Raw genomic sequence first — 21,268 nt, forward strand, 5'->3', positions numbered from 1 at the left:
AGGAGGTTCTCGTGCACATCCGGAACAAGGTCATCGCCGTCACCGTCGCGGCCGTCGCAGCGCTGGGCGGGGGTGGTTTCGCCCTCGGCAGCGCCATGGCCGCTGCGGCGCCCGGACCGCTGTCCCCCGCGGCGACGTTCACTCCGGTGGAGCCGTGCCGGCTCTACGACTCCCGGGTCGATCCGGGCGCCAAGATCGGGAACAGGGAATCCGTCGCGCTGGCCGCGCGCGGTGAATGTGGCATCGATCTGCAGGCCTCCGCGCTGGCGGTGACCGTGTCCGCCGTCGGTCCCACCGGCAACGGATACCTTCGTGTCGCCCCGGCGGCGGACGCCGGCGGCAGCGTGGTGCCGGGCGCGGGAGTGACGACGGTGTTGACCTACTCGGGCAACCAGAGCACGACCAGCGGCGCGGTCATTCCGCTGCGCTACCCCGACGCCGACGGTGCGGAGTTCTTCCTCACCAACTACGGCGCGACCACCAACGTCGTGCTCGACGTGACGGGCTTCTACTCGCCGTTCGCCATTCCGTAAGCGGCGATCCGACGGCGGGGTGCTGCGGGAGCGGGCACCCCGCCGCCTGGCCGGTTCCCGGGTCAGTACGACGGGCCCCTGCGGCAGCGGGCACCTGCCGTGGTCGGCCGGGACCACTACGAACCCGTCGGGCGCGGTGCCGAGCGGGCGCCGGCCGAGCGGATGCCCAAGCTGCGGCGCGCCGACTACCCGACTCCCGTTCAGAACGGCGGGGTGTCGTCATCGTGGTCCTCGGGCTGCCAGGCGGGTTCCCACTCGCCGGGGTCGGTGATGGCGGGTGGGGGTCTTCGGGTGGTGCGGCCGAGGGCGCTGACCAGCGTCGCTGAACGGTCGTTGTGTTCGGTGATGGTCCAGGCGGTGAAGGTCTTCAATCGGTGGTGGAACCGGCAGAGCGGTCGGAGGTTGCGCAGGGTCGTCTTGCCGCCGGCGGCGGGATTGTTGTGGTCGAAGGGCTCGCCGTGGTCGACGTCGCAGCGTTCGGCTGTGCGGTTGCAGCCCACCCAGGAGCAGGTATGGGTCAGCAGCATGACCTTGCGGCGCAGACTCCCGGGCGGGACATAGACGCGGTCGGACACCCCGACGGGTGCGCCGGTGTCCGGGTCGATCACCAGCAGAGTGACCGAGTTCGCGGCCTTCAGGAGCTGCCGGGCGAGGTCGGGCGAGATGCAGCCGAACCCGGACATGTCCCCCGGGTGGTCGGCCAGACCGGCGAGGGCTTCCAACGAGATGGTGATGACGCCGTTCCAGGGCAGCGCCGGGTTCACGGCGCGTTCCTGCCACACCGGAGCTCTCCACTTCTTGTCGGGCGGGCGGGGGGTGTCGGGGTCATCGGGCGAGGTCGGTCCGAACGGAGGTGGGTCGCCGGGATCAGCGTCGCCGGGCTCCGGCCGGTCTCCGAGTGGCCCGCCTGATCGGTGTCGGGCGGCTCGTATTGTGAACATCCAGTGCGCTCCTGGGCCAGCGGATGTTCAGAATCGCAACGGTTCTCGGGCTCAGAACCCGCCGCTGCAGCGATGTCCGCGGGTCGCCTGTCCGGTGTCTCGGCGGTGTCGCGGCCGGCTCCGATTTCAGCGTTGTCGTCGTCCTGAGGGTGACCGTCGACGGCCACGTCGGCTGGATCATCGGACTCACCTTCGTTCTCGGAGCCGTCACCCACCGAGCTCTGGTCGACAGCCACGTCGGCTGGTGCATCGGACACACCCGTGTTGTCGGGGCCGTCACCCACAGAGAACATGTTGACAGCCCCGTCGGTATCACTGTCAGCGTCGATACCTGGGGAGTCCTCGGCGTTGTCGACGGCTTCTGAGACATCAGCCGCAACGGCGTCGGAGGGATCGGTGTCCGTGCCGACCGAACCGGTGTCGGCCCTGGCGGTTCCGGAGGTGTCGCCGTCCGACTGGTATCCGGCGTCCGCGGCGGACTCGGACACCAGATCGTCGGACTCATCGCCCGCCGTTTCATCGCCCTCATCCTCAACGGCATCGACGGCATCGCCGTCCGGCTCCCTGCCCGCTGTCCCATCGATACTGTCGCCCACGTCGGCGATGTCGTCGATGTCGGCAGTATCGCAGTCCGCCTCCTCGACGACGGACTCATCCTCATCATCGGACCCTGGTACGGCTGCATCGGCAACACGATCATCCGGCTCTCCGCCCTCGGTCTCATCAGCGAGATCGGCGGCGGCAACTGGTTCATCGACGACGTCCTCGTACTCATCGTCGTCGGGCATGTCTCCGCCGGCGGCGACGTGTGCGGCGGCAGCGAGGATCTCACGGAGGTCGATGGTGCCGTGGGTGTGGAGCTGTTCGAAGATCGCAGCGAACGCATCCGCCCGGCACTGCTCCAGCGTGCGGCCGCCGGCGTTGCCCATGGTGCGGGCGATCTGATCGACCAGCTGCTGCACCAGCTGGGCATTCTCGGCGGTCAGGTCCGCGTAGAACCGGGCCATCGCCCCGTCCAGGTCGTAGCGGCCGGTGCAACGTCGGTTGAAGGCACGCTTCTCCGCCTCCGCCGCGTCCTCGGGTTCCAGGTCGGTGACGATCCGTTTGAGCAGGTACTCCAGCTTCGCCGGCGCCAGCCTCGGGGCGATCTTCAACGCCCGGCGTTCGAACTCGCACCACAAGGCGAGGTCGTTCAGCTTGCACGCGTACTTGTGGATCATCGACGCCCGGGTCTGATCCAGCACACCCTCACGCAAGAGCTCGAGGGTGTCGGGCAACTCCCTGACCAGGGCAAGGGCCCGCTGCACATAGATGTTCCCCGACTTGGGCGAGAGCACCAGCGCCGCGACGATCTCGCCACCTGCCATGTCCTGCCGGGCCTTGGCCTGCTCCAGGGTGTCCATCAGGTCGAAGAACTCCGCCTGCGAATCCGGGTTCGACGCCCGCAGATCGTAGACCCGCTCCGCGGCAGGGTCCTCACCCGCAGCGGAGTTTTGGCCGGCGGTACTGTCTTGACCGGCGGCGCCATCCCGACCAGCAGCGCCTTCATGATCATCAGCGTTGCCCTGACCAGCACCGGCGCCGACACCCGAGCCGGTGTCCTCACCAACAGCGGAATCCTGACCAGCTGTGCTGTCCTGACCATCAGCGCAGTCCTGATCATCAGGGGCTCCATTACCCGTGCCGGTGCCCTCACCAATAGCGGAATCCTGACCATCAGCGCTGTCCTGATCAGCACCAGTGCTCTCGCCATCGACACCCTGACCACCGGGGCCCTCACCTGCGGCGCTGCCAGCACGGCGAGAATCCTCTCCCGCGGCGTGCCGGCCAGGTGCGTCCTGATCGGCGGCGGAGCCCTCATCCGCGCCGGTGTCCCTGGCGTGCTTGGCGTGCTTGGCGTGCTTGGCGGGGTGCTTGAGCAGACCCTCGGCGGAGGGGATCACACCGGGCTCGGCCAGCCGGACCATCCACCCCTGCATCACGGCCTGCAGGTACGAGATCGCCTGGTAGCCCGCGGCAATCCCATCGATCACCGTCCGGCCGGACAGCTCGGCAGGGTCAAGGGTGGACAGTGCACGCAGCGCGTCTTCTGCGCGCTGCGCTGCCGGCGCCGTCTCCGACGATGCTGTCATGAATGCCACCCCTTCCGCCTGCGCCAACCTGATCCGCGAGATCCGTTGTGTCCACCTCCCCCCGGAGGTCACTGATTCGAGACTACCAGGCCAGCAGTATTTTTAGGCAGTTTGTCCACAACTACTTCGCTCCGCGACCACCCGTCAACCCGCCGTGGTCGACCCCGGCAGCCGGCATCACGGGCTCGGTGGGAGCGGCGCCGGGCCGTTCACGACCCATCGCAGGTCCACTGAACCTGCGCGGTCGCGATGTCCCGCAGCATGGCCGATCCCACCGACAGCCGGCTCCTCGACGGTCGGGACCTGCTGCGCCCGACCCGCCGACGCCGTCCTCAGATGGCCTACCCCGCTCCCACAGGCTGGTCCGCCGACCAGAACCGACTGCCGAGCAACAGCTCTCACGAAGGCAGATGTCCGCCTCGGACGACCCTGCCGGCTGATCGGTCGACCACCGACCCCTCCCCCGACCCGAGCGCCGCCTCGATCTCCGGCAGCCGGGCGCGTCCGCGCCCGTCGACCCGGCCGCCACGGTCGTCATCAACGAGGTCTACTGCGGTGGCGGCAACAGCGGTGCCACCCTGACGCGACCGGAGAACCAACGCAATTCCCCGTGCGTCGGACATAGCCAAACACGCTCTCACCTGCGACGATCACGCGATGCGAAGTCGTTCGCGCGACATGTGGTGGGGTACGGCGATCGAGGCGCCCGATCCGGGCGCACTCGCGGTGTTCTACGCCCGGCTGCTGGGCTGGGAAGTGGTGCAGATGGCGGAGGACCAGGCGATCGTGACGCCGCCACAACCGGGGGTCTACATGGTGTTCCAGCGCGCGGAGGACTGGACCGCGCCGGTCTGGCCGCCCGTCCCCGGCGCCCAGCGGCCGATGATGCACCTGGACTTCGAGGTCGGCGACCTGGAAGAGGCAGTGGGCGAGGCGATCTCGTTCGGCGCCACCCTCGCGGAGGACCAGCCGCAGGAGCGCGTGCGGGTGATGTTCGACCCGGCGGGCCACCCGTTCTGCCTCTGCCTCGACGGCGACTGATCGATGTTGTTCGTCGGCGACGCCTGGCAGGGCGACCACCACGACATCGAGGTACAGGATGCGAACGGGAGGATCGTTGCCCGAGCCCGGCTGCCGGAATCCCTCGAGGGCATGGGGCGGCTGCACGAGCTCATTGCCGAGCACCTGACCGACGTAGATGTCGACCCGGAGACCGGTGGCCTGACGGCGGGCCGAGTCCTCATCGGCACCACAGCCCCTCGCGGTAAATGGGTCTCGGCGCTGATCGGCCCCGGGTACACCGTCTACGCGATCGACCTGTCCACGAGAGACCGGCCACGCACCGACACCGACACCGACACCGACACCGACACCGACACCGAGGACAACGTTCCTACATTGGCCGGAGTCGTTCGACAGGAGCCGGCGGGGTTCGGTCCACCGGAGGGCTCCACTCCGGCGGACAAGGACCTCATGCTGATCTCACGGATCCAGCAGGGCTGCGTCTGGGACCGGATCCGCGAGCGGTCGCGACTACGGTCGGCGTTGCTCGAGTACTTCCCGGCCTGGCTGGCCGCGTTCGACGACCCGGCGGACAGAGACTCGCTGGAGCTGCTGCTGCAGGCACCCGATCCTTCCCTTGCCGCCGCGCTGTCGTTCTCCAAGATCTCCGCCGCGCTGCGGCGGGCAGGTCGTTCCGACGTGCCGGGCAGGGCGTCCACCATCCAGCAGCTGCTGCGCGCGCCGGCCGTCCGCCGTAGTCCGATGGCGGAGCAGACCTACGCCCGTACCGCGATCTCCGCCGCGAAAGGCATCGAGATGATCGACGTCTCCATGGCCGGGATGCGGGAGATCGTGGGGCAGGACGGCTGGCCGACCGGACACTGACAAGCCCGGCCGAGCCCAGCCCCGCCGCACCGATCAGCTCAGCCGCTCCGTCAGGTGCACGACGACGTCGTCACCGTCGGTCTTCCCGATGGTCTTGCGGATCGCCGCGGCCACCGGCAGCTTGTGGGTGCCGTCGCCGAGCGCCATGAACGCACCACGGAAGGGCGTCCCGTCGACGGTGCCGGCCACCTTGACCAGTCCCCTGGTCCCGAAGATCGCCGCGGAGTCGGGCAGCTGCACGCAGGTCCAGGTGTCACCCTCCCGCACCCGGCCCAGGGTGGCGGTGAAGGTGATGTCCAACGGTCCGGCGTTGCTCCCCATCGAAGCAGCCTGCCTCAGTCGACCTCCGCAGGCAAGGGACGACCGCCCCGGAACCGAGTGGCCACCAGGGCGATGGCGACGGCCACCACCAGGGGCATCCAGAACGGCATGGCAGCAACAGTTGTCGTCCAGCCGGCCGACCCGATGACGAGCACCAGCACGGCCACGCCGATGGCACCGCCCAGCTGGTTCATCACGAAGAGGATGGTCCCTGCGGTCGGCGCCGACTCCGCCGGCAGGCTGCGGTACATGGCCGTCACGGTCGGGCTGGCCACCGCCCCCAACCCGAGTCCGACGACCAGGTCGACGACGACGAAGACGACGACCGGCAGCCCGGGGCCACCGATCAGCAGAATCCCGAACCCCGCGGCGGCGAGCAGTGCGCCGGAGATGACCAGGGCGCGCGGATCCATCCGGTCGGCCAGTGCCCCGGCGATCGGCATGACAACGAGAGTGCCCACGCCGTAGGGGATCAGCAGCAGGCCGGCGGTCAGCGCGGACAGCCCGGCGACGTCCTGGAAGTACTGCGGGACGGCGAAGAAGACCGGGTACACGGCGGCACCGACGAGCGCCATGACCACCACGGGAGCGGTGAACCCCCGCTGCCGGAACACCGAGACGTCAACGATGGCAGATGATCTCCGACGCAGCGACCACCACACGAAGACCGCCAGCACCAGCACACCGACGACCAGCGTCGGCAGGAAGCGCACGGTGATGCCGTGCAGCACGCCGACCAGTCCGACCGAGAGCAGCAGCAGTCCGACCAGGTCCAGCCGACCGGTTCCGGGCTCGCGACCCCGGACCACGACGAAGGAGGCGAGCAGCACCAGCACCCCCGCACCGAGCACCACCCAGAACGAGCTCCGCCAGCCGGAAGTGGCGACCAGGGCGCCACCGAGGAACGGTCCGGCCAGCGGCCCGATCGCCATGACCGCGGACACCACACCCATCATCCGGCCGACCCGATCACGCCCGGCCGCCTGCGCCAGCGCACTCAGCATCACGGGTTCCAGTGCGCCGCCTGCACCCTGCACCGCACGGGCCACCACCAGCCATCCGAGGGACGGCGCGAGTGCACTGCCGGCGGCGCCGACGAGGAACAGCGACAGCGAGACCAGCCAGGTCCGGCGCAGTCCGAACCGGACACTCGCCCAGCCGCCGACCGGGATGCTGATCGCCGAGACCAGCAGGTACGCCGTGGTCACTGCCTGCCCCGACGCGACCGTGACACCGAACTCGCCCGAGATCGCCGGCAGGGTCACGCCGGTCATCGTCGTACCGAGCAGAGCCAGCAGTCCGCCCGCGACCAGCACCGACGCCAGCAGCGGCAACCTCGGAGTGAACTCATAAGTTCTCTGATCTGAATTCATGCGTTCAACTGTACGCCTGAGTTCAGTTCACGCAACGTCTTGGTAAGATCGGTCCCATGACGGCACCACCTGACCGCGGCACCCGCATCCTCGAGGCGGCCCTGGCCGTGTTCGGCCGGGACGGTTTCGCCGACGGCAGCGTGGACGACATCGCCCGGACCGCCGGGGTCGCGAAGCCGACCGTCTACAGCCGGTTCGGCGACAAGGGGGCCCTGTTCGTCAGCGCGATGGCCCTGGGCGCGGAGAAGGCGAACCGGCGGATCGAGCAGGTCATTGGCGAGCTCGACACCCGGACCGCAGACCTGCGGGCAGCGCTCGAGCGGCTCGGGTTCGCGCTGTCCGAGTGCATGGTGTCGGAGGAGGGCTCGGCCGTGGTGCGACTGCAGGTCTCGGAGGGGCGCCGCTTCCAGCAGCTGGCGGATCAGGATCGCCGCGAGGCCCATCTCGAGCTGCTGGCCGGCAAGCTCGCACTGCTGTCGTCCGCGGGCAGGCTGCAGATCCCGGATCCGCACCGTGCGGCCCGCCAGCTGATGGCGCTGGTGACGGCCGACGCCATCGCGCTCAGCGGCACCGGCACCCGGCCGCTCTCCGAGGACCAGATCGACGCACCGGTCCGCGCCGGGGTCGACCTGTTCCTGACCGCCTATGGGTCTTAGACGGTCAGCACCAGCAGGTGCTGGCCGCCCCCGGCCTCGACCGAGCAGCGGATCTGCAGGTCCGGCGCCAGCCGGGACATCCGGTCGGTGAGCCAGTCGGCGAGCTCCCGGCCCTCCGCCGCACCCGGGCAGCGACCGACCACCTCGCGACCGCCCTTGCGGCGCAACCGGTCCGCGGAGGTGAGCAGCACCGCGGGATCGGCGACCATGCCGTCGGCCGGCCAGCTGATCACCGGCGTCACCGCGCCCTTGCGGGTGTTGCACGCCCGGTGCGCCAGCCGCTCGACGGCGCCGGGCGCCTTCTTCTTCGAGGCGGTGAAGTAGCTGTCGACGCTCGGCCCGCGGGCGTCGTTCACCGAGCGGTCCGGATCGACCGGCTCGTCGCAGACCCAGCAGCGCCAGCCGTCGCGCTCCCCGACCTCGTCCATGGTGGCCATGCCGGTGACGCTAGCAGCGGCGTACCGTCAGTGGCATGGGTGACTCCGAGGAGACGACGACGCCGGACAACGGCCCGATCTCCCGCGCGCTCGAGGGACCGGAACTGCGCTGGCCGGAGGACAACGACACCTCCGAGGAGCCTGCGGACCGGCGCACCCCGAACCCGGGTGCCGTGTTCCTGACCGGCCTGACGGTCCTGCCGCACTGACCCGCCGCCGATGAACCCGCTGCTGCTCCCGGTCGTCGCGGCGCAGGGCATCCGGGTCCGCCGGACGACCGAGATCCTGCCGGAGGCAAAGGGTCCGACCACCGGCCGGACGCCGGGGCGGGAGCCCGCGCTGCGACTTTCGGTGATCGGCGAATCCACTGCCGCAGGATGCGGAGCCGCCACCCACGAGCAGGCCTTCACAGGTGCGCTGGCGAGAGCGCTGTCCGGCAGGACCGGTCGGGCGGTGGAATGGCAGGTGCACGGCAGCAACGGGGCGACCGTGCGCCGGGTCCGCCACCAACTGCTGTCGCGCCTGGACGGCGAGGTCGACCTGGCGGTGCTGCTGGTCGGCGTCAACGACGTACTGCGCCGGCGGTCGGTGGCGGAGTGGTCCGCGGACCTGGCTGTGGTCCTCGACGGACTCGCGGGATCAGCGACAACGGTTGCCATGACGGGGATCCCGCCGTTCGCGGACTTCCCCTCCCTCCCCCGTACCCTGGGCCGCTACCTCGGTGAACGCGCGAACGCACTCGACGACGCGGCCCGCCGCCTCTGCGGGACACGCGACCGCACGTTCTGGATCGGTGCCGCACACCTGCTCCCGTCGGATCCGGGCTTCTTCGCCCGGGACGGCTTCCATCCCTCCGCCCAGGGGTACGAGCAGTGGGCCGGAGCGGTCGCCGGCGAGTTGTCCACACCGACGGGAAAACAACTGGGGCAGCGGCTTTCCGGCAGCTAGAGTTCTCGCCGTGCCGAACAAGATCACTCCGAAGCTCCTGTCGTGGGCCTCCATCCTGGAGGACAACACCCGCGCACAGGCGGAGACCGCTGCCCGGATGCCGTTCATCGCACCGCACATCGCTCTCATGCCCGATGCCCACCTGGGCAAGGGCGCCACCGTCGGCTCGGTCATCCCGACCGACGGTGCGATCATCCCTGCCGCCGTCGGTGTCGACATCGGTTGCGGCATGATCGCCGTGCGGAGCCAGTTCACCGCGGACGAGGTGCGTTCCGCCGCAACGCTGTCCGGCCTGCGGCAGTCGATCGAGCGGTCGGTGCCGTTGTCCGCCGGGCATCACAACTCCCGGATGACCGATACGGCAACGGCTTTCGCCGACGAGCTGACGGAGCTGGCGGACGGGGCCGGATTCGACCCGGCCCGGTACGCCAAGGGGTGGCGGCTGCAGCTCGGTTCGCTGGGCTCGGGCAACCACTTCATCGAGGTGACGGTGGACGAGACCGACCGGGTGTGGCTGTTCCTGCACTCGGGCTCGCGGGGTGTCGGCAACAGGATCGCGCAGCGGCACATCGCTGTCGCGCAGGACTGGTGCCGGCGGTGGTTCGTCAACCTGCCCGACCCCGACCTGGCGTACCTCGTCGAGGGGACGGCCGAGTTCGACCGGTACATCGCCGAGCTCCGGTGGGCGCAGCACTTCGCGCTGCTCAACCGGGCCGAGATGATGCACCGGGCGGTCGACGCACTGGCCCGGCACATGGGTCGGGCCGTCGAGCGGCTCGAGACCATCCAGTGCCACCACAACTACACGACCCGGGAGCAGCACCTCGGGCGGGAGGTGTGGCTGTCGCGGAAGGGTGCGATCGACGCTCACGAGGGCGTGTCCGGGCTGATCCCCGGATCGATGGGCACCGCCTCGTACGTCGTCACCGGCAAGGGCAACAAGGCCGCGCTCTGCTCGGCGCCGCACGGCGCCGGCCGGGCCTACGGCCGGAACGCCGCCCGGAAGGTGTTCACCCACGACGACCTGCGGGCCGCCATGGTGGGCATCGAGTACCGGGACACCGCGGCGTTCGTCGACGAGATCCCGCAGGCCTACAAGCCGATCGACCAGGTGATGGCCGACGCCGCCGATCTCGTCGAGATCCGGCACACCCTCCGGCAGATCGTGAACGTGAAGGGCGACTGAGAGACGGCGTCCACGAGCAGGAAACGCGGCTGTCGGCCATTTCCCAGGTAGGTGGCCGACAGCGCGTTTGCGCATCACATCGCCGGACCGACGCTCTCGCCCAGGGCGATCATGTTCCCTCACTGTCACGGAATTCGGCACCCCGCTCTGCCGTGCCCTTGCTCGGATAGTTGCCGTCGATCAGGGCGATTCCTTCGACAGTTGACAAGCCGGGCAGGTCGTAGTTCTCGAACACGACTCCCCGTGACCTGAGTTCAGTCACTGTGAAGTCCAGATCATCGACTGTGAAGGCGATCTGGGTGAATCGACCTTGGGATCCCCCGGTGGATTCAAAGAGGCAGAATTCCGTCCCGGCCATCAGATACCTGAGTCCACCGGCCCGCACCTCGACCGGTTGGAGTCCAGTTTCTCGACGTAGAACCGGCGGGCACGTTCCAGGTCCTGGGCAGAAGCCGGACTGCGACCATCTTTGCATCGCTCAAACCGCTCATCGGTCAACTCCCGTTCCTGCTCCGGGCTCAGGTCGGAGTCCGGTCATCGCCAAGCCACTCCCGGGATTGAACGGATCGGATTGGTGGTCATGGACGATCAACCATCTGCCGTTACGTCTCTCGAGTCCGACGGTCGTGCGGAACCACATGTCGACCTCGGCCCCTGTCTGCAGGGTGCCCGTCACGTGACTGATCATGTGAGCGAAGGCCACCGATTCTCCGGTCGAGATGTGCACCTCGACGTTCTCCCACCCTGGGTAGCCTTCATACGTACCCAGCCATTCGGCGAGCCGCCGGCGTACTGCTTCACGACCGTGATGTCTGAGCGGAACGACCACGTCAAACAGCACGACATCGTCTGCGACGTCGATGAGCATGGAGTCGAGATCCCCCCGGGACGCGGCCATCGCGCGCCTTCCGACCAGTGCATCGATCATTCCTTTGTTGTCCATGCCCCTTCGATTCCCATCTCTGCCCTTCTCGGCACCCGCTCGGCCGACGACGGCTCGATCTCTGGACATCCAGCAGTCTTGATGCGAAGGTTCGGGGATGGGAACGGTCATCGCGTCTGGCTCCATGTCCCTCGACGGCTACGTCGCCCTCGACGACAACACTGTCGGCCCCCTCTTCGACTGGTACGAGGCGGGGACGGTCGAGTGGGCCAATCACGGTGACGTCCCACCGTTCCACCTCACCACGGAAAGTGCCAAGTATCTGGAATGGACCCGCCACGTCGGAGCCGTGGTGGCCGGGAGAAACACCTTTGACTTCACCGACGGTTGGAACGGTACCCACCCCTTCGGATGTCCGGTGGTCATCGCAACCCACGAGGCACCGACGGGTTGGGACCATCCCGGCTCGGAGAACTTCTCGTTCGTGACGGACGGCATCGAGGCGGTGATCGCCCGCGCGAGAGAGGTCGCGGGCAATAAGGACATCGCGGTCACAGCAGGCGAGGTGGCCACGCAGGCCGTCCGGGCGGGGCTGATCGACGAGATCCGCGTCGACCTCGTGCCCGTTCTTCTGGGCAGGGGGAGGCCCTTCTTCACAACCGATCCGTCGAACGCACTCCTACTGCAGGATCCGATCGAGGCGATCACGGCCAAGCGGGTCGTCCACCTGCGATTCGCGATCCAACGCTAGAAGTCGTCCGTAGGTCGAACGGCCGAGGGCCGGATCAGAGGGCATTCAGCGCTCCGATCCGGCCCTTCGCCGTGCCGTCGGGATGACAGGATTTGAACCTGCGACCCCTTGACCCCCAGTCAAGTGCGCTACCAAGCTGCGCCACATCCCGGCCACCCGGTCTCCCGGGCCCGACCATGTTACCGCAGCGTCCGGGCGAACCACGCCACCGCGAGCCGGTCCACCTCGGCCGTGGCCGGCCACTGCGGCGCCGGTTCCAGCCCGGGCTCGTCGGCCAGCGCGTGGCCGAGGCCGGCCACGATGTCGGTCCGAGCGCGGTCGCCGAGAGCGGCGGTGAACGCGGCCGCGGACTCCGCGAACTCGGGCTCGTCCTGCGCCCCTACCACCGTGAGAACCTCGGCCGAAGCAGGGATCTCACCCACCCGCGCCACCAGGTCCATCCGGTCCGCCACGGCATCGGACTCGGCCGACCACGGGTACTCGACGCCGTACTGCCGCCCCGTCGCGGCCACCGCCGCGCGCAGCTGGACGATCGGCGAGACCAGCACAGCGCTGACCGCCTTCATCGCCGGGTCGAGCAGCAACTGCCCCGCCACCGCCGACCCCTGGGACCCGCCGAGCAGGCCGACCGGCCCGTCGCCGATGCCGTGCGCCGCCTTCACCGCGGCCAGCGCTGCCGGCGCCTCGGCCACCGCCTGGTCGGTGATCGGCCCCTGCAGGTTCATCACGGCGTCCTCGTAGCCGAGCCGCATCAGCTCGTCCATGCCACCCTCGGGCAGCCGCGACCCGCTCATCGGCAGCTGGAAGTAGATCCGCCAGGCGTCCAGCCCGGCCAGCGGCAGCGCCGCGGCGAAGGCCGCGGCTGTGCGCGGGGAGTCCATCAGGTGCCAGGCGAGCACCACCGGCGCGGCCGGATCGCCGGAGATCGGCGGCACCAGCACGTACGGAACCCCTGCGGCCACACCCTGGATCGTCTCGCTCATGACGTTCTCCTCACCTCGACTGAACTGTACGTCGTCCAATTTATACTGGACGTTGTACAGTTGCAAGCATGGGTGCCCGCGGACCCGGCCAACGGGCCGGACTGACCACACGGACGGTGCTGGACGCCGCGCTGCTGCTGATCGACGAGCAGGGCGGCGGCCCGGCGGCACTGACCATGCGCGCGCTGGCCGAACGGCTCGGTGTCCGGCCCAACACCATCTACAGCCACGTCGCGAACAAGGACGACCTGGTCGACCTGCTGCTCGACGACCTGCTGACCCGGATTCCGCTGCCCGACCCGGAGGCCGCCGATCCCGCCGACGAGCTCGAGCGGGTCATGCTCGACACCTACCGGGTGCTGCTCCAGCACCCCGACTGGGTGCCGTCGTTCCTGCAGCGGCAGGGTTCCCGCGGACCGGCGGCCCGCGCACTGGGCGAGGGCATGCACCTGCTGCTGGCCCGGACCGGCGTGCCGGCGGAGGACCGGCAGGAGGTGGTCCGGGTGCTCATCGTGCACACCATCGGTGCGGCGGCGTTCGCTGCGCCGGCCTCCCAGGTCCCACAGGACCTGCTGGACAACGGGTTCCGGCGCAGCCTGGGGTGGCTGATCAGCGGGGCGACTCAGCGGCCGCGGCGGAGCTCGACCAGCACCTCGTAGTGCGTCGTCTGCGGGAACATGTCCAGCACCCGCGCCCGCACCGGGCGCAGCGCCGGCATGGCCGCCAGGTCGCGGGCGAGAGTGACCGCGTTGCAACTGGAGTACAGCACCGACCGGATCCCCGATCCCTGCAGCCACCCGGCCAGCTCCGGGCCGATGCCCCGCCGGGGCGGATTCACCACCACCAGGTCCGGGCGCTGCTCACGGCGGGAGCCGAGCGCGAACGCGGTGGCGTCGCCGACCTCGAACCGCAGCGACCCGGGACGCTCGCGAGCACTGATCAGCGCCGACCCGATGGCTTCCTCGCTGCTCTCCACGCCGACCACCGTGCGGCCGGCAGCGGCCAGGTGCAGCGCGAATCCGCCGACGCCGCAATAGAGATCCCAGACCGACCGGGGCGCGAGATCCCCGGCCCACTCGGTCGCCTGCCGGTACAGCTCGGTGGCCACCACCGTGTTGGTCTGGAAGAAGCTGCGGGCCCGCAGGTGCAGCACCACCTCACCGGTGCGCATCGGCAGCGAGTCCTGCTCGGTCAACGGCAGGTCGACCGGGCCCTCGAACACCGCCTTGTGCTCCGGCTGCAGGTTCACCGAGACCACCGTGACCTGCGGCAGCGCATCGAGCAGGGACGGCAGGTGCTTACGGATCCGGGACACCGACTCCTGCGAGCGCAGCACGAAACGGACCGCGAGCTCCCCGTCCGGGGATTCGGTGAGCAGCAGGTACTTCAGCTCACCGCGGCGCTCCGGCACCGAGTACGGCTGCAGCCGGGCGGTGGTGACGAAGGTCGCCAGGGCCGGGAACACCGCCCGGATGCCGGGCGAGCAGATCCCGCAGCCGGTGAGATCCACTCCCCCACCGGCGGTGTCGAGGATGCCGATGGTCGGGGCGTCGACCGTCCCGCCGACCACCATCTTCGCCTTGTTGCGGTAGCCGCTCTCCGGGCCGGAGAACGGCGGCAGCCACTCGATCCCCGGGAAACCGGCGAGCAGATCCTGCGCGTGCCGGTGCTTCTCGGCCAGCTGGTCGGGATACGCCCGCCCCATCCAGGTGCAGGAAAGGCAGACCTCCGCGTCGAAGTACCCGCACTGCACGTCAGCGCCGCCGGTCCGGGGCCTTCTTCTCGCGCACCCGCACGTTGATCCGGATCGGCGAGCCGGAGAACCCGAAGTCCTCGCGCAGCCGGCGCTCGATGAAGCGCCGGTAGCCCGCCTCCAGGAACCCGGAGGTGAAGAGCACGAAGGTCGGCGGCCGGTGCGAGGCCTGTGTCGCGAACAGCACCTTCGGCTGCTTGCCGCCGCGCACCGGCGGCGGGGTGCCCTGGATGAGCTCCTTCAGCCAGGTGTTCAGCCGGCCGGTCGGGATGCGCCGGTCCCACGACTCCAGCGAGGTCCGCAGCGCCGGTGCGAGCCGGTGCACCCCGCGCCCGGTCTTCGCCGAGATGTTGATCCGCTCCGCCCACGGCACCCGGACCAGGTCCCGCTCCAGTTCGCGGTCGCTGTCCGACCGCCGGTCGGCGTCCACCAGGTCGGCCTTGTTCATGGCGATCACCAGGGCCCGGCCGGACTCGATCACCATCGAGATCACCCGCTGGTCCTGCTCGGCCATCGGCTCCGCCGAGTCCACCAGCACGATGGCCACCTCGGCGGCCTCCAGTGCCGACTGGGTGCGCAGCGAGGCGTAGAACTCCATGCCCTTGGCCTGGTTCACCCGGCGCCGCAGACCTGCGGTGTCCACGAAACGCCAGAGCTCGCCGTCCAACTCGACCAACGAGTCGACCGGGTCGACCGTCGTGCCGGCCACCGCGTCGACCACCGACCGCGACTCGCCGGTCAGCTTGTTCAACAGCGAGGACTTCCCGACGTTCGGCTTGCCGAGCAGCGCCACCCGGCGCGGCCCCTGCGACCCGCCGAGCAGCTCGGTGGGTGCGGTCGGCATCACCTCGAGGATCTTGTCCAGCAGGTCACCCGACCCGCGACCGTGCAGCGCGGACAGCGGGAACGGCTCGCCCAGTCCGAGGTTCCACAGCAGCGCGGCGTCGGCCATGGTGCGCTCGTCGTCGACCTTGTTGGCGACCAGCACCACCGGCTTCTTCGAACGGCGCAGCACCCGGGCGATCGCCTCGTCCACCGCGGTCGCGCCGACCATCGCGTCGACGACCACCACCACCGCGTCCGTGGTCTCCATCGCCCGCTCCGCCTGCTGCGCCACCGCGATCTGCAGGCCCTCGGGATCCGGCTCCCAGCCCCCGGTGTCGACGACGACGAAGCGGCGGCCGTTCCACAGCGCGTCGTAGGACACCCGGTCCCGGGTGACACCGGGCTTGTCCTGCACGACCGCCTCACGACGACCGATCAGCCGGTTCACCAGTGTCGACTTGCCGACGTTGGGCCGGCCGACGACGGCGACGGTCGGCACGTAGGCGGCCTCGCCGCCGGCCTCGTCCGAGGGGTCGAAGCCGTCGTCCTCCCAGCCGGTGAACTCGCCCTCGTCCGACCAGGTGCCGTCCATCGGCTCGAGAGAGCCTGCGGACCAGTCATTCTCGCTCATCTTTCCTCCTGCTACCGGGCGGCCAGCAGGCCGTCGAGTTCCCGGACGGTGGCCGCGAGCTTCTCGCGGACCTGGTCCGTCGCCGCGGCGACCGCGACCTTGCCGGCACCCTGCGGGACCGGGAACGGGTCACCGATGAGCACCGAGACGGTGGGACGGAAGCGGCGGCGGGACCCGGCCGGGCGCTGCACCCCGCGCAGGGCCACCGGGAGCACGACCGCGCCCGACCGGGCGGCCAGCCAGCCGGCGCCGCTGAACACGTGCTCGACGTTGCCGTCGCCGCGGGTGCCCTCGGGGAACAGCCCGATCACGCCGCCGGCGCGCAACTGCGCCAACGCGGCCAGCATCACCTCGCGGCTGGGCACGTCACGGTCGATCGAGTACTGGCCGACGTTGCGCAGCAGCCAGCCCAGCGGGCCCTTGACCGCCTCGGCCTTGATCAGGAACGACACCCGGCGGGTGGGCACGGAGAAGAGCACCGCGCCGTCCATGAAGTTCATGTGGTTGGCGACCAGCAGCACCGGGCCGGTCGGCGGGATGCGTGCCCAGCCGGCCACCCGGACCCGGTACAGCAGGGTGTGCACGGTGATGCCGATCCGGCGGCCGCGGTCCATCCACCGACCGTCGCTGTGCTCGGGGGTGGGGTCGTCGGCGCCGGGCAGCCGGAAGAACCGGCCCGGCCGGGTGAAACGGGTCACCGGATGCCCCGCTCCGAGGCGAGACGCAGGATGTGCGAGACGGTCTCGTGCGCCTCCAGGGTCGACGAGTCGACCAGCACGGCATCCTCCGCAGCCTGCAGCGGCGCATGGGTGCGGGCCTGGTCATGGCTGTCCCGCCGCTGAAGGTCCAGCGCGACCGCGGCCAGGTCCTGGCCGGCATGCGCTGCCACGGAACGGTTCTGACCGTGCCGGCGGCGGGCCCGCTCCTGCGCGTCGGCGGTCAGGTAGATCTTCAGGGTGGCGTCCGGCGCGATCACCGTGCCGATGTCGCGGCCCTCCACCACCATCCGCCCGCTGTGCGCGATGTCCTGCTGGCGCTGCTTGAGGAAGGCCCGCACGGCCGGATTCGCCGACACCGGCGTGACGGCGAGAGTGACGTGCTGGCCACGGATCTCGTCGGACACGTCGACGTCCCCGAGCCGGTGCCGCTGGGCATCCGGGTCGGTCGGGGTGACCAGGTCGACGGTCGGCAGCAGCGCGGCGACCGCCGCGTCGTCCGCCGGGTCGACCCCGGACCGCAGCACCGCCAGCGTGACGATCCGGTACATCGCACCGGTGTCCAGGTAGCCGGCACCCAGCCGCCCGGCCACCCGCCGGGCGACCGTCGACTTGCCGGTGCCCGACGGTCCGTCGATGGCGATGACAAAACCGCCTGCAGGAACTGCGGTCCCAGAGGTCACAGGCCGACCGCCTTGTACAGCTGGGCGATCTCGACCGGGTTCAGCTTGCGGATGGTGCCGGGACGCTGATGCCCGAGGCGCACCTCGCCGATCTGCGTCCGCACCAGCCGGGACACCGGGTGCCCGACCTCGGCCAGCAGCCGTCGCACGATGTGCTTGCGGCCCTCGTGCAGGACGACCTCGACGACGGCACGGTTGTTGTGGAAGTCCTTGATGTCGAAGTGGTCGACCTTCACCGGGCCGTCCTCGAGCTCGACACCCGCACGCAGGCGGCGGCCCAGATCACGCGGGATCGGTGCCGGCACCTCGGCCATGTAGGTCTTGGCCACGCCGTAGGACGGGTGGGTGAGCCGGTGGGCGAGCTCGCCGTCGTTGGTGAACAGCAGCAAGCCCTCGGAGTCCATGTCCAGCCGGCCGACGTGGAACAGCCGCGCCCCGGCATCCGACCACTCCTCGAGCAGCTGCCCGACGTGCGGCCGGCCGCGGTCGTCCGACATCGTCGACAGCACACCGGGCATCTTGTTCAGCGCCAGGTAGATCTGGTCGTCCTTCAGCACGATCCGGTTGCCGTCGACATGCACGACGGCGGTCTCCGGGTCGACCCGGACACCCATCTCGCGCACCACGATGCCGTCGACCTTGACCCGGCCGAGCCGGATCAGCTCCTCCGCCTTGCGCCGCGAGGCGACGCCTGCCTGCGACAGCACCTTCTGCAACCGGATGCCCTCGCCGTTGTCGGCGTCGTCCGGCTCGTCGGTGCCGGCGGCCGGCCGGTGCTGCGGTCCCTTGGACCGTCGTTGCTCAGCCATCCCTGGCTCCGTTCTCCCACTCGATGTCGTCGATCTCCGGCAGCAGCGGTCCCAGCGAGGGCAGTTCGTCCACCCCGCCGAGACCGAGCCGCTCCAGGAACAGTTCGGTCGTCGCGTACAGCAGCCCGCCGGTGTCGGGATCCGTGCCGACCTCCTCGATCAGGCCGCGTGCGGTCAGCGTCCGGATCACCCCGTCCACGTTGACCCCACGCACCCCGGCGATCCGGGACCGGGTCACCGGCTGCCGGTAGGCGATCACGGCGAGGGTCTCCATCGCCGCCCGGCTCAGCCGGCTCTGCTGGCCGTCCAGCACGAACCGCTCCACCACCGGCGCGAACCGGTCCCGGGTGTACATCCGCCACCCGCCGCCGATCTGCCGCAGCTCGATCCCGGAGCGGGCGGTCGTGTACCGCTCCGCCAGCGCCAGCAGTTCGGTGCGCACCCGGTCGACGCGGTGGCCGACGGCCGCCGACAGCGCACCCTCGGTGACCGGGGTGTCGACGACCAGCAGCACCGCCTCCAGTGCGCCGGACAGCTCGTCCTCGTCGACACCGCCGACGAGATCGTCGGTGTCGTCGTCGGTCTCGTCGTCGCTGTCACCGGGCAGGTCCCCGGCACCGGTCGGCTCCGGCGCATCGGGCAGCTCCGGGGTGTCGGCCGGCTCCGGGCCGTCGATCGACTCCACGGCGTCCACGGGCTCGATGTCGGCCGCCGGATGCTCTGCGAGGTCCGGGGTCTCGGGCGCGCTCACTCGTACTCCTCCTCAAGGGCGCCGGCCGTCTGCTCGTCCGACAGCCCGGTCCAGCGGACGGTCAGCCGGCCCAGCGGCTCCGGCTGGTCGAAGGCGACCGCGGCCTCCCGGAAGAGGTTGAGCAGACCGAGGAACCGGGCCACCACCTCCAGGGTCTGCTCGCAACCGGCCACCAGCTCGTCGAAGGTCAGCGTGCCGTGCTCGGCGAGCAGGTCACGGATCGCGGCGGTGTGCTCGGCCACCGACACCGGTGAGGTGTGGATGTGCGCCAGCGACACGGTCGGCGGCGGTTTCGGCCGGAACACCGCCGCCGCCAGCTCGGCGAACGCGGCGGCGTCCATGCCGAGGGTCACCTCGGGCAGCAGGCCCAGGTACCGGTCCTCCAGGGTGACCGCCCGCGGGTAGCGGCGCAGCGCGGTCGCCTCCAGCTCGGTGAACAGCGCCGCCACCTGCTGGTAGGCGCGGTAGGCCAGCAGCCGGGCGAACAGCAGGTCGCGCGCCTCCAGCAGCGCCAGGTCCTCGATGTCCTCGACCTCGGCGTCCGGCAGCAGCCGGGCTGCCTTCAGGTCCAGCAGCGTCGCAGCCACCAGCAGGAACTCGGTGATCACACCGAGGTCGGCGTCCTTACCGAGACCCTTGATGTGGGCGATGAAGTCGTCGGTGACCTTGTGCAGCGCCACCTCGGTGACGTCCATCTGCCGCGCCGAGATCAGTTGCAGCAACAGGTCGAACGGCCCGTCGAAGTTCGTCAGCTGCACCCGGAAGCCGGGCACCGGCCCACCCGGTCCGACCGGACCGTCAGGTCCGGCTGCGGCGGGGGCGGCCGGCACGTCGGGGGTCGCCACCGCCCCGGTCACCCTGCGATCACTTCCCGGGCGAAGGCCCGGAACGCTTCGGCCGCAGCGGATGTCGGCGCGTAGCTGGTGATGGGTTCGCCGGCGACGGTGGTCTCCGGGAACTTGACGGTGCGGGAGACGACGGTGTCGTAGACCTGGTCACCGAACCGCTCCACCAGCATGGCGACCACGTCACGGGCGTGCACGGTGCGGCCGTCGTACATCGTGATGAGCACACCGTCGATGGCCAGGTCCGGGTTGATCCGGTCCTGCACCTTCTCGATGGTGTCGACCAGCAGGGCGACACCGCGCAGCGAGAAGAACTCCGCCGCCACCGGCATGATCACCCCGTGCGCGCAGGCCAGCGCGTTCACCGTGAGCAGGCCGAGCGAGGGCTGGCAGTCGACCAGCACGTAGTCGTAGGCGTGCAGCACCGGCCGTAGTGCACGGGCCAGCGTGTGCTCGCGGCCGACCTCGTTGATCAGCTGCACCTCGGCCGCCGACAGGTCGATGTTCGCCGGGATCAGGTCCAGGCCCTCGACCTTGGTCGGCACCAGCACGTCGGTGATGGTGGTCTGCCGTTCCAGCATCAGGTTGTAGACCGTGCGCTCGAGCTCGTGCGACGGCACGCCCAGCCCGGCGGACAGGGCGCCCTGCGGGTCCAGGTCGACCAGCAGCACCCGGCGCCCGTAGCCGGCCAGCGCGGCGCCCAGGTTCAGGGTGGAGGTGGTCTTGCCGACCCCGCCCTTCTGGTTGCACATCGCGATGATCCGGGCCGGCCCGTGCGTGGTCAGCGGGGCCGGCTCCGGTCGTGGCCGGACCGGCCGGCCGGTGGGACCGAGGTCCGGGCCGTCGGCGCCGACCGGCGCGGGCGCGGCCGGCCGGGGCACCGTGAACAGGGTGCTCCGGTCGGAGTGGCCGTTGGTCGACACCGGCTCCGGCTCGGTGGTCTCGCCCCCGGTCTGCTCGCCCCCCGTCTGCTCCGGTTCGGTCCGATCCGCGATCCCGGCCGACGCCACCTCGCTGTCGGCAGCACCATCAGGCGCGTGAGCCACTTCGGGCTCGGTGGCCACAGCGATATCGGTGGACTCGGCCGGCACGGGAGTCCCGGCCGAGGAGCGGTGGTCCGGTGGGCGGGGAGCCCCGGCCGCGGTGATCCACTCCGCGTCGTCCGGTGCGCTCATCTGCCGCTGCTCCCCTGCTCCGGGTCGTCATCCCGACGACCTTCGCTCC

25 protein-coding genes and 1 tRNA gene are annotated in these 21,268 nt (G+C 70.2%); 9 read left to right on the top strand and 17 right to left on the bottom strand.

Features of this window, described 5'->3' with window-relative positions:
- Positions 1-11 precede the first annotated feature (11 nt).
- Positions 12-533, top strand: a complete 522-nt coding sequence (locus GIS00_RS21825) for a hypothetical protein (RefSeq protein WP_154770530.1) — start codon at positions 12-14, stop codon at positions 531-533.
- Between the two features lie 200 nt (positions 534-733).
- Here the strand turns inward: GIS00_RS21825 and GIS00_RS21830 are convergent, their stop codons facing one another.
- Both GIS00_RS21830 and GIS00_RS21835 read right to left on the bottom strand, forming a co-directional pair.
- Positions 734-1,297, bottom strand: coding sequence for an HNH endonuclease signature motif containing protein (locus tag GIS00_RS21830; protein WP_154770531.1), 564 nt, complete (start codon positions 1,295-1,297; stop codon positions 734-736).
- Positions 1,294-3,606, bottom strand: a complete 2,313-nt coding sequence (locus GIS00_RS21835) for a DUF222 domain-containing protein (RefSeq protein ID WP_154770532.1) — start codon at positions 3,604-3,606, stop codon at positions 1,294-1,296. Before GIS00_RS21835 ends, GIS00_RS21830 begins: the two co-directional genes overlap by 4 nt.
- Positions 3,607-4,263: 657 nt before the next feature.
- Here GIS00_RS21835 and GIS00_RS21840 point away from each other — a divergent pair.
- Together GIS00_RS21840 and GIS00_RS21845 are read left to right on the top strand one after the other, a co-directional pair.
- Positions 4,264-4,647 (top strand): VOC family protein, encoded by a 384-nt coding sequence (locus tag GIS00_RS21840; protein ID WP_230313925.1) that lies wholly within the window; start codon positions 4,264-4,266, stop codon positions 4,645-4,647.
- Positions 4,648-4,650: 3 nt separating this feature from the next.
- The gene (locus GIS00_RS21845) at positions 4,651-5,493 is read left to right on the top strand and encodes an IS110 family transposase (protein WP_154770533.1); all 843 of its coding nucleotides are present in this window, start codon (positions 4,651-4,653) and stop codon (positions 5,491-5,493) included.
- 33 nt (positions 5,494-5,526) lie between these two features.
- Here GIS00_RS21845 and GIS00_RS21850 read toward each other — a convergent pair whose 3' ends face one another.
- Together GIS00_RS21850 and GIS00_RS21855 are read right to left on the bottom strand one after the other, a co-directional pair.
- The gene (locus GIS00_RS21850; RefSeq protein WP_154770534.1) at positions 5,527-5,814 is read right to left on the bottom strand and encodes a DUF1905 domain-containing protein; all 288 of its coding nucleotides are present in this window, start codon (positions 5,812-5,814) and stop codon (positions 5,527-5,529) included.
- A gap of 14 nt (positions 5,815-5,828) precedes the next feature.
- Positions 5,829-7,187 carry a DHA2 family efflux MFS transporter permease subunit gene (locus tag GIS00_RS21855; protein WP_154770535.1) on the bottom strand — a complete coding sequence of 453 codons (1,359 nt, stop codon included), beginning with the start codon at positions 7,185-7,187 and terminating at the stop codon, positions 5,829-5,831.
- 56 nt (positions 7,188-7,243) lie between these two features.
- On the opposite strand from GIS00_RS21855, the gene GIS00_RS21860 reads away from it, so the two are divergent.
- Positions 7,244-7,843 carry a TetR/AcrR family transcriptional regulator gene (locus tag GIS00_RS21860; protein WP_154770536.1) on the top strand — a complete coding sequence of 200 codons (600 nt, stop codon included), beginning with the start codon at positions 7,244-7,246 and terminating at the stop codon, positions 7,841-7,843.
- Here GIS00_RS21860 and GIS00_RS21865 read toward each other — a convergent pair.
- Entirely contained in the window at positions 7,840-8,280 is a 441-nt protein-coding gene (locus tag GIS00_RS21865; RefSeq protein WP_154770537.1) for a hypothetical protein, read from the bottom strand. The genes GIS00_RS21860 and GIS00_RS21865 overlap by 4 nt on opposite strands.
- 35 nt (positions 8,281-8,315) lie before the next feature.
- Between GIS00_RS21865 and GIS00_RS21870 the strand changes: the two genes are divergently transcribed.
- The 3 genes from GIS00_RS21870 to GIS00_RS21880 are packed head-to-tail and all read left to right on the top strand — an operon-like array spanning position 8,316 to position 10,414.
- Complete coding sequence (locus GIS00_RS21870; protein WP_154770538.1) at positions 8,316-8,489, top strand: hypothetical protein; 174 nt, start codon at positions 8,316-8,318, stop codon at positions 8,487-8,489.
- 10 nt (positions 8,490-8,499) lie between these two features.
- The gene (locus GIS00_RS21875; RefSeq protein WP_154770539.1) at positions 8,500-9,228 is read left to right on the top strand and encodes an SGNH/GDSL hydrolase family protein; all 729 of its coding nucleotides are present in this window, start codon (positions 8,500-8,502) and stop codon (positions 9,226-9,228) included.
- A 10-nt stretch (positions 9,229-9,238) separates the two neighbouring features.
- The gene (locus tag GIS00_RS21880; protein ID WP_322098285.1) at positions 9,239-10,414 is read left to right on the top strand and encodes an RtcB family protein; all 1,176 of its coding nucleotides are present in this window, start codon (positions 9,239-9,241) and stop codon (positions 10,412-10,414) included.
- Between the two features lie 109 nt (positions 10,415-10,523).
- Here the strand turns inward: GIS00_RS21880 and GIS00_RS27995 are convergent, their stop codons facing one another.
- Positions 10,524-10,772, bottom strand: a complete 249-nt coding sequence (locus GIS00_RS27995; RefSeq protein WP_230313926.1) for a VOC family protein — start codon at positions 10,770-10,772, stop codon at positions 10,524-10,526.
- A gap of 129 nt (positions 10,773-10,901) precedes the next feature.
- The gene (locus GIS00_RS21890; RefSeq protein WP_196073401.1) at positions 10,902-11,468 is read right to left on the bottom strand and encodes a YybH family protein; all 567 of its coding nucleotides are present in this window, start codon (positions 11,466-11,468) and stop codon (positions 10,902-10,904) included.
- Here GIS00_RS21890 and GIS00_RS21895 point away from each other — a divergent pair.
- The gene (locus GIS00_RS21895; RefSeq protein WP_154770541.1) at positions 11,455-12,048 is read left to right on the top strand and encodes a dihydrofolate reductase family protein; all 594 of its coding nucleotides are present in this window, start codon (positions 11,455-11,457) and stop codon (positions 12,046-12,048) included. The genes GIS00_RS21890 and GIS00_RS21895 overlap by 14 nt on opposite strands.
- Positions 12,049-12,125: 77 nt before the next feature.
- Here GIS00_RS21895 and GIS00_RS21900 read toward each other — a convergent pair.
- Both GIS00_RS21900 and GIS00_RS21905 read right to left on the bottom strand, forming a co-directional pair.
- Positions 12,126-12,199 (bottom strand) — tRNA-Pro (locus GIS00_RS21900).
- A 28-nt stretch (positions 12,200-12,227) separates the two neighbouring features.
- Positions 12,228-13,031 carry an alpha/beta hydrolase gene (locus GIS00_RS21905; protein ID WP_154770542.1) on the bottom strand — a complete coding sequence of 268 codons (804 nt, stop codon included), beginning with the start codon at positions 13,029-13,031 and terminating at the stop codon, positions 12,228-12,230.
- A 68-nt stretch (positions 13,032-13,099) separates the two neighbouring features.
- On the opposite strand from GIS00_RS21905, the gene GIS00_RS21910 reads away from it, so the two are divergent.
- On the top strand, positions 13,100-13,690 hold the full coding sequence (locus GIS00_RS21910; protein ID WP_154770543.1) for a TetR/AcrR family transcriptional regulator: 591 nt from the start codon (positions 13,100-13,102) through the stop codon (positions 13,688-13,690).
- Here the strand turns inward: GIS00_RS21910 and rlmC are convergent.
- From rlmC to GIS00_RS21950, 8 genes are read right to left on the bottom strand one after another with little or no spacing between them, the layout of a single operon-like run.
- A complete protein-coding gene (gene rlmC / locus GIS00_RS21915; RefSeq protein ID WP_407666899.1) occupies positions 13,654-14,784 on the bottom strand; it encodes a 23S rRNA (uracil(747)-C(5))-methyltransferase RlmC in 1,131 nt (376 codons plus the stop codon). The genes GIS00_RS21910 and rlmC overlap by 37 nt on opposite strands.
- A gap of 1 nt (position 14,785) precedes the next feature.
- The gene (gene der, locus GIS00_RS21920; RefSeq protein WP_154770545.1) at positions 14,786-16,240 is read right to left on the bottom strand and encodes a ribosome biogenesis GTPase Der; all 1,455 of its coding nucleotides are present in this window, start codon (positions 16,238-16,240) and stop codon (positions 14,786-14,788) included.
- A gap of 11 nt (positions 16,241-16,251) precedes the next feature.
- Positions 16,252-16,938, bottom strand: coding sequence for a lysophospholipid acyltransferase family protein (locus tag GIS00_RS21925; protein ID WP_322098286.1), 687 nt, complete (start codon positions 16,936-16,938; stop codon positions 16,252-16,254).
- Positions 16,935-17,639, bottom strand: a complete 705-nt coding sequence (cmk, locus tag GIS00_RS21930; protein WP_322098287.1) for a (d)CMP kinase — start codon at positions 17,637-17,639, stop codon at positions 16,935-16,937. Before cmk ends, GIS00_RS21925 begins: the two co-directional genes overlap by 4 nt.
- Entirely contained in the window at positions 17,636-18,448 is an 813-nt protein-coding gene (locus tag GIS00_RS21935) for a pseudouridine synthase (protein ID WP_154770546.1), read from the bottom strand. The genes cmk and GIS00_RS21935 overlap by 4 nt, the downstream gene beginning before the upstream one ends.
- A complete protein-coding gene (scpB, locus tag GIS00_RS21940; RefSeq protein ID WP_322098288.1) occupies positions 18,441-19,199 on the bottom strand; it encodes an SMC-Scp complex subunit ScpB in 759 nt (252 codons plus the stop codon). The genes GIS00_RS21935 and scpB overlap by 8 nt, the downstream gene beginning before the upstream one ends.
- Positions 19,196-20,044, bottom strand: a complete 849-nt coding sequence (locus GIS00_RS21945) for a segregation and condensation protein A (protein ID WP_322098289.1) — start codon at positions 20,042-20,044, stop codon at positions 19,196-19,198. The genes scpB and GIS00_RS21945 overlap by 4 nt, the downstream gene beginning before the upstream one ends.
- Positions 20,045-20,052: 8 nt before the next feature.
- Positions 20,053-20,925, bottom strand: coding sequence for a ParA family protein (locus GIS00_RS21950; RefSeq protein WP_407666908.1), 873 nt, complete (start codon positions 20,923-20,925; stop codon positions 20,053-20,055).
- Between the last annotated feature and the right edge of the window lie 343 nt (positions 20,926-21,268).

Origin of the sequence: Nakamurella alba, assembly GCF_009707545.1 — a bacterium.
Taxonomy (GTDB): Bacteria; Actinomycetota; Actinomycetes; order Mycobacteriales; family Nakamurellaceae; genus Nakamurella; species Nakamurella alba.